We start from the raw sequence: 12490 nt of genomic DNA, 5'->3' as shown, positions 1-12490 counted from the left end.
CTTTGTTTCATTCATGTATTATCAACAACTTTATTCACTTCTCGTTTCTCTTCTACTTTTTTGAGGAGGTCAACTAAGAATTCACATAATTTGTTAAGCTTATCTTTACCAGCTAATGCAGTTTCATAGATTGCGTCAGCTAAATCCATATTTATTGCACCTGTATTATCTACCGCAGTCTGAGCATATTCATCTAAGAGCTCAGGATCACCTTCCTCAAGATACTCTTTAAAGAGTTCTTGGATCTTATTGTCAGAATTAAATCTCGAAAATTGCTCAAGCTCTGAGTCAATTCCAAACCAATGCCTTATTTCTTTGCAAATATCTAAATCAATATTTTTAAAAATATCTGGATAAATCTCATCATTATTCAATTCTTCAATAGAATTTTCAATCATGTAAGTAAGCTTTTCAATATTTTCTACAGTAATCGGTGATAATTCTGCATCAAATTTTCTATATTCATCGGATCTGCCATGATGTTGATGTCCCGAGTCTGCAAAGAAACTCCAATAATAATCTTCATAATAAACTTTTGCTTGCGTAAGCATATTTGATATCATTACAAATACTTTCATATATTCACTTGAATAGTATGAAACAGATTCATCGATTTGCATCTGAACAAAAACTTCATTTATATTATTGATAACGCTAACATCGGTAATTAATATTCCGCATTCATTATTGTTTTTGCTTTCATCAGAAAAATTTGCTGAACCTATGTAAGCCATCTTATCAGTCATGATGATTTTGGAATGGTTCCCGAAATTGAAGAATGTTTTTAGATTTGCATCATATTTCTCTGGATTAAGTCGCTCAATGTACTTATCAATTGTATCTTGGGCTCTAGCTCTTGCATACGAACTAGTGTACCTTTTAAATCTACCTGGTATATTAGTAATAATAATTACATCCTTTCCTTCCGGAAAGGTTTCTAATTTATTTATTAAGTCATCGCTTTCCTTTGATATATTATAAGTAACTATTCTAATAAAATTTGTATCATCTAAAGTCTCTAAAACCTCTAAATATCCAAATTCATTCTTTGTCATAACTAATTTTACATCATCATTTATTTTAATTTCCCTTCTCACATTAAACCTCTTTTCAAGTACTAATATTAGGTAATGCATGTTTTTCAGGTTCTCATTATAGACATTAATTAAACATTTTCCAACAAACACATTGAAAAACTATCAATGTACTTACCCGGTAAATCTTTTCCACGGTGTTGTAAATACAATTTCTTTCATCTAACATTCTGGGCCTACACAAACTTCAATGCTAAAAAGTTTATAAGGTTCATGTAGAAATAATTTCCATGTAAACAATTGTATTCCTTCTTAATTTTAACTCTTTAGATAAAAAATTGTCTGAATTTTGTACATTAAAGAGTTTTTACCCAGCGGTTCCACCACATCAAAATATTAACCTTTTACCCCTCCATCTCGGAGGGGTGTTTTTCACAGCACCCAACCCGCTCAGTGAGGTACCAGCCGAAGCCACAGCCATCCGACAACACTGCAGAGATCCACCAGACCCTAAAGCTCAGCCCCAGGACCTGGCACCGCTGTCCGGTGATGTTCGACCGATGATAGAGAACAAATAAAACCGAACAGCCTTCATCCCATTCACGATACGGCCTCCGTGTTTCTATGTTCGGTGATGTTTAGAGAAGTGCCAGGGCCGCAGCCGCGGCCCATCAAGACCGGCGGCATCTGCCGCTGGTTCCCAGGGTGAGGCAACCGGTGCCCAGGGCAGCAGCCAACCAGTTAACTGCATTGATCCGTAGCAGTTCCCGCGGGCAACCGCCCGCTTCCGCAGCTGCCACCAATGCCAGCGGGCATAGTGACCCGCAAAGTCTCGGCAAGCGATCTTTCTCCCGCTCCGAGACCACAAAGCAAAACCCCATAGCGGAGCGGGAGAAAGTTCGCGGCCCTGGACCACAAAGCCAGGCCCCGAAAGGCCAGTATGCCAATGATGGACCCTTCAGCAGGAGTACCCGCTTTGTACTGGCAGTTGCCTGGCGGTGGGCAAGCCGCTGCAAAGGCCTCTGTATAATGGGGAGTCCGGGAGAGGTTGACCCCAAAGCTTGCCGCGAACCAGCACAGAGTTGTCTTAGTACGGAAATATTAAAGCCTCCCGGCCCCATGAGTGGGGTGGGAGGTTGGAGGGTTGGAGTTGAAGGACCACAGAGGCAAGGCAGCTAGTAGGCCCCGTCTACAAAGACAGGCCCCAAAACAGGACCTATTAGCTGCCTGACATGCAAAAGACCACAAAGAAAGGCATTCACAAAGACCCATAAGCTGGCAGTTACCGGCGACCCTAAAGATTGGCAACGTGGCTGCCGGTATCTGCAGACCCGAGATAAAAGACCCACGTAGGCCGGCGAGCTCCTTGCAAGCAGACCGATGACCACAAATTTATTCTCCGAAGCAGGCTGCGGCCAAAAACCCAAGGGAGAGGCAGGGTGCCAAACCCAAAAGACTTCCCCCAAGGCACGGCACTCTGCCGAAGGTTACCTTGACCCACAAGCTGGCCGTCCATCTGGGCGGCTTCCACTGTAATAGAAAATTAAAAGCCGTCCTGTTGGACGGCCGACATGCAAAGAACTCTATAGAATTACATGCATATGACCTGTAAGCTGGCAGTCAGCGGGAGCGGGGAGAATAGATCTATTTAATAGTATCATACTCCCTCTGAACCGTAAGTTCTCCACGGTGACAGGCAGTCACTAGGGTAACCAAGACTAATATGCTACCCTCGGAAGCATTTTGAACAAGTACAAAAGAGATATATATTCAAGCAGTAGAAAAATATCAAGCGCAGCCTTTTGCAAAGCCTGTTTAAGGGTTGTTACCTTTTCTTTTTAGTATCTTTTTCTTTATTAGTCACACTTGCAATGTATTGTTAAAGACACTCTGTTATAGAGTGCCTTCCTTAGTCATAGGAATATAAAGTTCTTTGATTCTGTTAAGTAATTGTTCAAAGGTAACCGTTTTTATTCCTAAATTCTTTAGATCTGGTTGATCGTCCGTAATTTTTTCAAGAAATCGGTTAATATCTTCATAAATCTCATCTTCCACCTCAATCTTACTTGAAGGAGTTAAATTAACAAGTAACCGGAAAATATCATTCTTATGTTTTTTCACATTTTTAGAATCGATTTGCTCGCCAGCTTCAAGTCTTATAGTTAAATCTAACCAAGCTCTTATTTTGAAAAGCATTATATATTCCATTTCAAGAACTGAATAGCCGTCTACAAGGATCTTTCCCTTTAAAAGCAAATTATAATAAGCATCATTGAGAAGTATAGCCGATAAACTAGCAACATCGTCCCCAATGTGAATTGGTGTAACTAACGAGTCAAAATGCAACTGCATCTTTTCGGGCTTTCGACTAAATAATTCTATCATAGTAGGAAATCCCAGTTTGCTCGGATTTGCGAAACGATAGAAATGCTCTTTTCCTGTACTCTTTTGTCGGTATTCATAGCCACCATCTTCGATGAATTCCCAAAACTTAATTCCAAAAGGTTCATCTAAAGATTCAATGATAAGAACCATATCCAAATCTTTTGTGGATCTAAAAGAAACACCGATTTCTTCTAACAATATACTACAAGCAGTTCCTCCAATAAAAACATACTGTCCTGTGTAGTCACTAAAATACTCTTTAAATTTTTCTATCCCATGTACCATTTTTCACCCTTTAACCTTTCTTCCAGTGCCTGCTCGATTCTCTCATCATTGATCCCTTTTAAAGATAACGCAAGGGATGCAAGATCCACATAATTTTCTTTGCTTAATATCCTTGGATCGTAGTTCCAAACCTCAATTTCCGTTAGTTTTTCGTCTATAATCCTGTCCCTGTCTTTCAAAAGATAAGGCTCAATCTCACTTAAACTTTCTTTTGAAATTGCGATGACCGGGTTTCTGGGCGGATTCATCATAGAAATTAACGAAAGTGCCTCCAATCCGGCCACGAGGCTATTCTCTATTTTTTTCCATGTATATACCGTCTTCAATACTGGATTTTTTAGGTATCGACTACCTTCATTATAATACTCTGGGTCACCAATCCTTTTATATTCTTTACTTCTTTTGGTTTCTCCACAAATTACATAAGTCAGGAGCCCAAAATTATACAGGTCATTTAAGCTTCGAGAAGCAGTCATCTTGGAAGTATTTAATACTGCTGCTAGTTCTGTCGCGTTGATGGTCCTGTTCCCATTATATAACAAATATAAGAAAGCCAGTTGCGTGGAAGAAGAAAACATGGTTATCTTTTTTTCCTGTTTGTACAAGATGTTTTTTAAATCTAATCCTAAAAAAGGCAAGTACATCTGTCCATCTTCTATAACAAATGGTACGCGATTTTGAATTAAACTTTTTCTTCGAAACCATGAAATTGACTTATAGTAGAATACTAAATTTTGTTCAACCGTTCTATTAATAACTTTTATATGTTTTTTTATGGTATCTATTCCGGGAGCTTCCTGCAATATCTCAATGATTATGCAATGCTGTCCTAATATTTTGGTTTCATAGAAATTATAGATCTCAAGCAAAAACAAAGGAATTTTCTTCTTACCATCCCAAGGTTGAATAGTTATATTTTCGTCAATGTTTTCTTTTAAATAACTCTCAAGCGTGTATTTCAAATCAACCGCCCTCTTTAACATAACTAACTTTAAATATAACAACACCTATGTTATATTTCAAGTATTTTTTGTTACATTAAAGTATCTCCATTTTTTGTATTTTTAGACTTCGCCATAAAAGTTAACAAATTTGGTCATGAATTACAGATTGCTTATTAATTTCCCAACTAACCTTTTGCCTGCTTCCTCAAGATTACCCGCCAGCGGAAAGGCTAGTGTTTTAACGGTAATATCTCCTATGGTCTCCTTAAATGGCCGAATATTTGATGATGGGTAAATCAGCACTGCATCACGGCACCCCTTGGCGACAGCATAGGTAACCACCTGATTAATATCTGCCTGGGTCGGAGTGGCAGCGGTCTTGTATTTGGTGTCCATTACACACATAGCAGTTTCATCTCTTTTACGGTAAAGAACCAAGTCGATGGAAAATGTAAGTTCTCCGGTTTCTCCGATCTCCACCCTTTCTTGTGGGGTTATTTCGTATTCAGGTGGCAGGTAGGTCCGTAGCCACTGGGCCACAAATAGCTCAAAGAGTCTGGGCATATCCACCAGAAAGGGGATCATTGAATGGTCTCCAACTTCATAACCAGGTCCGCACTGCTCCAGAAAAAAACGGCACAAGGCATGAAGTGGGCGGTAATCTTGGTTTAACCTGCTATATACTCTACTACTGAAACAACCCGGGTCAAGGGGGATTAAGGACGTTTGGCTCAGTAAGCTACGGTAGGCCTTTTTTATCACTGGTAAACCTCTATCGGAACAAAGCCCGCTATATAATATCCTATTTAATGTCCAGGTTAGAATTTGATTATCTTCAATGTCTGCAGTGTGCTCTTGATAGCGACAAGAAAAACCAACCTCCCAGGGTTTTACAAGCTGGTGCCGTATATTAAGCTGCCCTCTAATATAAGGCAGTTTGTCAACCTGTTCTCTGTATTCCCGGTATAATCCCTGTCGATTTCGATTTAGTATCATCCCTGCCAGGATCATGGCCAATCTCTCATAAAATTCCTGTAGAGAATCACATTCCACCATCCCATCAAGTATCCTAAAACTTTTTAGTCTGTAAGCATACTCAAGCATGGTAAAAATATTACTTAGCTCAACCCTGGGGCACAAGTACAAATATAGATAGCGGGACACAGGGATATAACCCACCCAGCCCTGGTTGATGAGGCGCCATTTATTACCTGTTGCAGGTGAAGGAAATTCAACCTTAACCTGATTACCAAAATTTTGGTAAAGGAATAACCCTTCATCTTCCGTTAGATATGACCTTTCAAATTCAGCGGGCAAATATTCTCTTAAGGAGAGGAATTCTGCCTCTGTCATGACAGCACTTTCTCCCGGATTTTATCCCATCGAAAATCCTCCACTTTTTCCGGTTGATCAAAAAAGAATTCTTCGATATATGGCTCTATTTCCATGCGCCAGATATCCTCCAGCTGTTCCCCTAAATCAGCCCTTAAAAAGAAGGACACTCCGATTTCGTAGTTTGGATCATTGATTCTCCTGTTCAGTTTCATCAGGGTTTCAATTAAGCCCTCCACACCTAACCCCGTCTTAGTGTGGTATCGGCGTAATACTTCATAGTTAGGCTGCAACGGTATAAAAGCAAATCTTCTGCGCAGGGCAAAATCTACTAAAGCAATGGAGCGATCAGCTGTATTCATGGTACCAATAATACGTACATTCCTGGGTAGGCTGAATGTCCCTCCGCTTGCTAAAGGTATTTCCGCATCCCGATACTCTAGTAAGTACATCAGTTCACCAAACACACGGGACAGGTTGGCCCTGTTTATTTCATCAATGATCAAAACACACAGTCCTTGCCTGTTCCTGGCCTTCTGGCAAAATTGCAACAATCTGCCTGGTAATACCGGGTATTTTAGAATACCCTCGTTATCCACCTGGGGCCTGATACCTTGAATAAAATCTTCATAGTCATAGGCTGGGTGAAATTGCACTAAATCCACCAGGCCATCACTACCCCCGATTAAATGCCTGGCAAGTGCTTTGGCTAAAAAAGTTTTGCCAGTTCCCGGTGGTCCGTATAAAATTGCCTGACCTTTCCGTTCGATAGCCTTAATCCATCTTTCAAGCTCCCTTGGATCCGTTTCGGTATCAGCGGCCAATTTTTCCAGGGAATATTCCTCAGTGATGTACAGAGGATCCTGGGTAGCTAATTCACTTTCGTCAAGTTCATCTTGCATATGCAGCCCCTCTGTCAGCAAACGCATCAGTAGTTCTCTATCAAAAATAGCACCAGCAATTTGTTCCAGGTGGTGTTTTCGGTAGGGTGATTTATTATACTCCTTAAATCGGGAGGCAATATGTTTCATAGCTCCCACATAACGATGTTGTATATTATCTAAAGGTTTTTCCATAGGCAAAAGGTAACTGGCAATGGCTGGTTCGTCCTGGTTCTGAGCAAATTTATAGGAATTATCAATATCACTATCTTGTTCCTTTTCCTCCAGTAACGGAAGTCGTAGTCTCCTGTCGGCCTTATTGGGACCATAAAAGCCAAGTAACAGCCAGTTACCAAAATTAATATGTAACCCCATATACTTATTCCGAATAGTTACAGCCAACCGTTGATCCTCGGGGGAGTCAATTCCCAAAAGATTTGCAGCACTGGCTATCATTTCAAAGGCCCAAAGGGCTTCTTCCCGGTTAATAAATATTCTGGAGAATGGTTCGGCCAAGAATAGAGAATCGCCCGGTGGAGATTCCTCCTGAACTGAACCTGCTTTTCGCCATTTTATCAACTTCAACTGGTAAATTAATGGGGTATCTGTTTTGTAAAACTCAATATATTCAGCCCTATTGTCGGGCACAATAATATCTTGCTTCTTAGCTTTGTTTTCATTTCTTATTCTTTTTTTCTTTATAAAATCATGACTAGGGTAAAATTCCTCTAATAATTGCTTCCTCAGAGCAGCTTCAGATTGGTAACGCAATTGCAACGTATCTGCGGCTACACCCTGCCGGTTAACGTTTGTTATAACAGCCTCGTAATCGATTCCATTTAAACGGAGCTTTACGGAAAAACTTTGTCCCCTCTCTGGTAAAACTCCACCATTGGCTTCCCTAAAATATTCATGATATTCCACTGGTATATGACAGCCAGTTTCAAAAACAGACCAGTCCACCTTTTTTCTAGCGATGAGCCCCGGAGTATCATCTTTAAACCAGCTTTTGCTTATCCTGGCCACTTTTGTTCCCCCTTAAAGCTTGGCAAGTCTAGTACCTAGGCCATTTAAACTACCTTTCCTAAAACTGTAAATGTACATTTTCATTAAATCTAAGAAAAATTCTAGACCTAAAAATAATCCCCTTCCTTAAAGTTCTATGTAATAGCTGAGGTTGTTTATTGATAGAATCTTATTTCAAATACCATTCTGGTGTAGCAGTTTTTTGGCCTTACCGTTAGCAATATGTGTTTTTTACGGAGTTATCTTGTAAGATCCACAACTACCTCAAAAGAACTTGTGAAATAATTCAACTTAATAGCAAGAAGTCCTTTGATATATTCAAAATAACCTGAAGTTTCTTACCTATTATTGCCATTATGTTTATAAACAGTTTACGCGCTCACTTACACGCACACGCGTAAACTTTACACGCGCGCGTGCAAAGTTACTTACGTATATAATAACTGAACTTAGAAGATTCCTTAATCATTTTAAGCAAACCCCTTTAACACATCTTTCTTAATAAGCGGTATGCCTGATCTTTATTGATTTTGCATAAATCAGAGATCTGCATCTCTACAGTTACTTCCTTTTCATCGTTTCGGGCGGCAAAGCGGGGTCAAATCTCTTTTTTAATATATTGAAGCTGACTCGACTGGTGGAATCTCCTCCGTATAATAGAAAAAGCCGACCCTAACATACGTCCAGTCGACTTTGACTTCTAATAATGCAATTTTTCCAGATGTCAATACCTATCGCTTACTGAACTCAAGAATCTCAGAATAGAGTTTTCCTATTACGGGTTTAATCTCCTCAACAGAGGCCCTGGCTCTTTTTATACACTCTAGGAAGTCCATCATTTTGTCTACCTCCCCCTCTTTAAAAACCACTGCGGATAAGGACTCCCTGGAATTTTGCTGCAATTCCACCTGTTCCCAGAGGACCCCATTTGGCATAAAACCAACGTTATAAGCTAAACTGATCTCCGGGTTAATTACTACATGAATACTTAACTCTTCTTTTTGGAGGTTCATCTTATCCCCTTCATACATTATTTTCTCCTTGCCTGTATTTTTTCAGGAGAAACTTTAAAGCGATTATTTTCTAAAAGCCATTCTATATCAGAATAAACCTTTTCTACCGTTATACCTGCATGTTTGGCAACCCTTTCAGCCGTTATGCTAGGATTCTTTTCTATTAAACTCAGAACATCTATTCTCGAATCCCATTTTAAAATTGGTATACGCATTTATCCACCTCCAGAACATTTGTTTAGTTGTATCTTAGTTGGTTGCAGTTAAAGCTTACACATTATCGAGCACCCGCAGTGTCCGAACTTGGGTTGGTTCCCATTCAATTGCACCACGCTCTCGCAACTTAGACAAACGGTAATAGGTCGTTGCCGTTGATCTAAAGCCAACCGCTTCGCCTACTTCCCGAACAGAAGGTGCATAACCCCTTTTGCTTAATTCCTTAATTGCATCAAGTATTTGATTATCGGTAACCATGATACCACCTCAGAACAAGTGTTTGCATTGATTATACCAAACACTTGTTCTTAATGGCAATATAAAATAATGCATGCCCTATCAATCTAATCAATGAGAATAATTAATACAAAGGCAGGTAACACAGACTAGTAGTCCCCGTTCGGCAGCTAGCCAGGCCAGCCCTCATAAGAATAACTATCGGGTCAGGTTGCCCCGGCTAACTGCCAGCTTATGGGTCTTATTGCATGCCTTTCTCTTAGGTCCTTTTACATGTCCGGCGGCCACCAGGGCACCTTTTATTTACCGCAGACAGCGGCAGCTGCAGGTGAAAGAACCCTGCCGGCTGGCCAGCTTACGGGTCAATGAAGCCGCGGTATCGTAAGCTGTTGCAAAATCAGGCGGCAGCTGCCGCTTATCATCACCCCAACCCCTTGTCTTATTCTGCGTCACGGCCCTAACAACAACCACCTAGTACACAGCAACACCCATTGGCAACAGCCTGCTCCAGGATACCGGGATCCCGGGCAGCGGCCCTACCTGCAGCCGCCAGGGCAACCACCGCCACACTGCGACAGCGGCACCAGGCCGCACAGCAGCGGGACCCACGGAGGCCAGCGAGCGATCTTCTACCCGCTCCTGACCAGCGAAGCCTATCCAAAAAGCGGAGCGGGTAGAAGTTCGCGGCCAGGACCCACGAAGCCAGGCCCCACTAGGCCGGAGCAGTCGCACAGGAGCAGGAGCGAAGTGCAGGGAGTGGAGCGGGGCTTGTGGCCCGCTACCCCAAAGACCGGCCCGCAGGGCGGGCCACTGGCCAAGCGGAGCGACCGGAACGCAGCGGGAGCGGTGGGCGATTGCGGAGGCCAGGACCTGCGAAGGCTGGCCCGCTATTTGGACCCCGATCCACTAGGCTGGCACAAGAGTGGGGCCAAGTAGCGGGCTGACATGCAGGGAACCCGGAAGTATGGCATGCAAAGGACCCGTAAGATGGGCGGCTAGTAGGCCCCGACCGGCAAAGCCAAACCCCAAAGCTGAAGCCTATTAGCTGCCCGACATGCACCGATGACCCGCGAAGGCTGGCAGTTACCGGCGACCCCAAAGACCGTCCCGCTGTGGCTGCCGGTATCTGCCGACCCGGACAAAAGACCCGTAAGCTGGCCAGTTACCAGGGTGGCCATGATCTCGGAAGGAATGCCCCAGGGCCACCCTGGTATCTGGCCGACCCAAGCTGCCTAACTTTTATCCGCAACCACCGGTAGCAGCAGCCGACCTGCAAAGCCCTCCCCCAAAGCTGGCTGCTGGTACCGGTGGTATCCATTGACCCCTTATGGATCGGGATAACCGCCTGCCCAGGCGACCAAAAAAAGAGGCTGCGGCCTAATGGCCGCGAACCTCCTGTACCTGCCTGTGAGCGCTGCGCTCTGCTGCATAGTGTGCCAGCTCTGCCATAGCCACAAAGGCAATGTGCTTGCAAGGCACCTTGCGGCTCATGTAATCCTGGCAGCTGCAGAAGCACTTGCTACCTTCGATATGCACCGTGTACTTCTTGCCACCGTAACTGACTTGCCCCCCAACCTGCACGCCGGACTTACCAAAGATACGGTAACCAACTTCAAACTGCCAACCGGCCTGCATGCCTGCCAGCGCCCGGCCAAAGCGACCTTCTTCAACCTTGCCTAACAGCTTTCTCAACATAACCTTCAACCTCCCGTTTTTGTTACGGGAACGTGCCGGTGCCAGCCTGTCAAGGGGCCGCGGCACGCGGGCTTGGAAAAATTTTTTTACGACCACAAAGCCTAACCACAGAGCTGTAAAAAAATTTTTCCAAGCTTTCCCCTTGACAGGCATGGCACTGCCGCTACCACTAAACGTAAGCTGGCCAACGTGGCTAGCGCGGCTTCCTCTAAATGCCGCGCGTACGCCGGTAGTACCAGCCATCGCCAAGCAGCAGCCCTGGTAGCGGGCAAGAGACAACGAGGGCCAGCGCAGCGGGAGTATAACCGCTTGTATTAGCTGTAGCCATTCGAGGCGGGCAAGCGGCAGAGGCACGTATAATAGGAAGATCGGGAGATCGACCCCAAAGCCTGCCGCGAATTAGCAGTGGTCAGCTTAGCACCGTAACATCGTGGCCCCCCGGCCCCAAGATTGGGGCGGGGGGTTGGGGGGCTGGGGTTGAAGGACCCGTAAGCTGGGCAGCTAGTAGGCTCCGACCGCAAAGCCAAACTCCAAAGCTAGAGCCTATTAGCTGCCGACATGCACCAGGACCCCAGGGAAGGGCAGTTCCCGGCGACCACAAAGCCAGGCCCCAAAAGCTGCCGGGATCTGCCGACATGCATAAATGACCTCGGAGGCTGGCCAGTTCACCTGGTGGGCATGATCCCCAGAGAAATGCCCACCAGGTGATCTGGCCGACCCCAGCCGCTTTTACTTGATCCACGGCAACCGGTAGCAGCAGCCGACCCGTAAGACCAACTCCAAAGATGGCTGCTGGTACCGGTTGCTTCATTTGCCCGGAGCCAGGATCGGCACCAAGGCCCCAAATCCTGGAACAGATTCCCGGAAGCGGTGTCCTCTTAATCTGGCTGGCCCCGGCCAGGATTGTCCCGAATCGCTGCTAATTTCTTAAAAATGCAATGGTATCGGTATCGAATAAATTACAGAGTTTTAATAAATTAAGCCGGGGACCAACCTTCTATCCTCGGCTTTTAAAGTTAACCATCCCATCTGTCTCGGTAGCCTCGCACATCTACAATGGATAAGAATTAGCCGCACTGCCCACCACCCGGTTGTGGTCCGGGCAGCGGTAGCCGCTGTTCACCATCAGCGGCAGGCCAATTCACCTTCTGTAAAGTGTGGCGTTAACTTCAGCCAGTGCCTTGCCTTAACCGCGCCCATGATTACACCTTCTTTATCTGTCGCAGTTCGTCAACGTCAACGTCCATATGCTTCGCTATAACCAATGTTTGCATGTCTATACTTCTTTGCAGGTCTTTGATTATCGGTTCTAATCTTATCAACAGGTAGCCGGATACGACTATAGGAAAACCGTAATTGCTCACCATTTTGAAAAATTCTTCCATAATGACACCCCCCTTGTAAAAAAGGGAGTGGACTATTCTCCACCCCCCCTAGCCAGT

The 12490-nt window shown here is 44.1% G+C and carries 15 protein-coding genes; 2 read left to right on the top strand and 13 right to left on the bottom strand.

Going from position 1 to position 12490, the window contains the following annotated elements; all coding sequences use genetic code 11:
* Positions 1 to 11 precede the first annotated feature (11 nt).
* On the bottom strand, positions 12 to 1097 hold the full coding sequence (locus ACYQ03_RS01945) for a phospholipase D-like domain-containing protein (protein WP_459907220.1): 1086 nt from the start codon (positions 1095 to 1097) through the stop codon (positions 12 to 14).
* Between the two features lie 362 nt (positions 1098 to 1459).
* Between ACYQ03_RS01945 and ACYQ03_RS01940 the strand changes: the two genes are divergently transcribed.
* The gene (locus ACYQ03_RS01940; protein WP_459907218.1) at positions 1460 to 1612 is read left to right on the top strand and encodes a hypothetical protein; all 153 of its coding nucleotides are present in this window, start codon (positions 1460 to 1462) and stop codon (positions 1610 to 1612) included.
* A 139-nt stretch (positions 1613 to 1751) separates the two neighbouring features.
* Positions 1752 to 2213, top strand: a complete 462-nt coding sequence (locus ACYQ03_RS01935) for a hypothetical protein (RefSeq protein WP_459907217.1) — start codon at positions 1752 to 1754, stop codon at positions 2211 to 2213.
* Between the two features lie 714 nt (positions 2214 to 2927).
* On the opposite strand, the gene ACYQ03_RS01930 is transcribed toward ACYQ03_RS01935, so the two are convergent.
* From ACYQ03_RS01930 to ACYQ03_RS01875, 12 genes are all read right to left on the bottom strand, one after another.
* Positions 2928 to 3704: a hypothetical protein gene (locus ACYQ03_RS01930; protein ID WP_459907216.1), complete on the bottom strand. Its 777-nt coding sequence runs from the start codon at positions 3702 to 3704 to the stop codon at positions 2928 to 2930.
* A complete protein-coding gene (locus tag ACYQ03_RS01925; RefSeq protein ID WP_459907214.1) occupies positions 3689 to 4666 on the bottom strand; it encodes a winged helix-turn-helix domain-containing protein in 978 nt (325 codons plus the stop codon). The genes ACYQ03_RS01930 and ACYQ03_RS01925 overlap by 16 nt, the downstream gene beginning before the upstream one ends.
* A gap of 141 nt (positions 4667 to 4807) precedes the next feature.
* Positions 4808 to 6001 carry an McrC family protein gene (locus ACYQ03_RS01920; RefSeq protein ID WP_459907213.1) on the bottom strand — a complete coding sequence of 398 codons (1194 nt, stop codon included), beginning with the start codon at positions 5999 to 6001 and terminating at the stop codon, positions 4808 to 4810.
* Positions 5998 to 7887 carry an McrB family protein gene (locus ACYQ03_RS01915; protein WP_459907211.1) on the bottom strand — a complete coding sequence of 630 codons (1890 nt, stop codon included), beginning with the start codon at positions 7885 to 7887 and terminating at the stop codon, positions 5998 to 6000. Before ACYQ03_RS01915 ends, ACYQ03_RS01920 begins: the two co-directional genes overlap by 4 nt.
* Before the next feature lie 731 nt (positions 7888 to 8618).
* Complete coding sequence (locus ACYQ03_RS01910; RefSeq protein ID WP_459907209.1) at positions 8619 to 8918, bottom strand: hypothetical protein; 300 nt, start codon at positions 8916 to 8918, stop codon at positions 8619 to 8621.
* Complete coding sequence (locus tag ACYQ03_RS01905; RefSeq protein ID WP_459907207.1) at positions 8918 to 9115, bottom strand: hypothetical protein; 198 nt, start codon at positions 9113 to 9115, stop codon at positions 8918 to 8920. The genes ACYQ03_RS01910 and ACYQ03_RS01905 overlap by 1 nt, the downstream gene beginning before the upstream one ends.
* A gap of 55 nt (positions 9116 to 9170) precedes the next feature.
* Positions 9171 to 9374, bottom strand: a complete 204-nt coding sequence (locus ACYQ03_RS01900; protein WP_459907206.1) for a LexA family protein — start codon at positions 9372 to 9374, stop codon at positions 9171 to 9173.
* 436 nt (positions 9375 to 9810) lie between these two features.
* On the bottom strand, positions 9811 to 10014 hold the full coding sequence (locus tag ACYQ03_RS01895) for a hypothetical protein (protein WP_459907204.1): 204 nt from the start codon (positions 10012 to 10014) through the stop codon (positions 9811 to 9813).
* 716 nt (positions 10015 to 10730) lie between these two features.
* On the bottom strand, positions 10731 to 11048 hold the full coding sequence (locus tag ACYQ03_RS01890; protein WP_459907203.1) for an SWIM zinc finger family protein: 318 nt from the start codon (positions 11046 to 11048) through the stop codon (positions 10731 to 10733).
* Between the two features lie 409 nt (positions 11049 to 11457).
* Positions 11458 to 11859 carry a hypothetical protein gene (locus ACYQ03_RS01885; RefSeq protein ID WP_459907201.1) on the bottom strand — a complete coding sequence of 134 codons (402 nt, stop codon included), beginning with the start codon at positions 11857 to 11859 and terminating at the stop codon, positions 11458 to 11460.
* A gap of 240 nt (positions 11860 to 12099) precedes the next feature.
* A complete protein-coding gene (locus ACYQ03_RS01880) occupies positions 12100 to 12174 on the bottom strand; it encodes a D-Ala-D-Ala carboxypeptidase family metallohydrolase (protein ID WP_459907434.1) in 75 nt (24 codons plus the stop codon).
* A 76-nt stretch (positions 12175 to 12250) separates the two neighbouring features.
* On the bottom strand, positions 12251 to 12433 hold the full coding sequence (locus tag ACYQ03_RS01875) for a YvrJ family protein (protein ID WP_459907200.1): 183 nt from the start codon (positions 12431 to 12433) through the stop codon (positions 12251 to 12253).
* Positions 12434 to 12490 lie beyond the last annotated feature (57 nt).

It is taken from the genome of Desulfotomaculum defluvii (genome assembly GCF_054657375.1).
The sequence above is the reverse complement of the archived record's forward strand: the minus strand, read 5'-3'. Positions and strand labels throughout refer to the sequence as shown.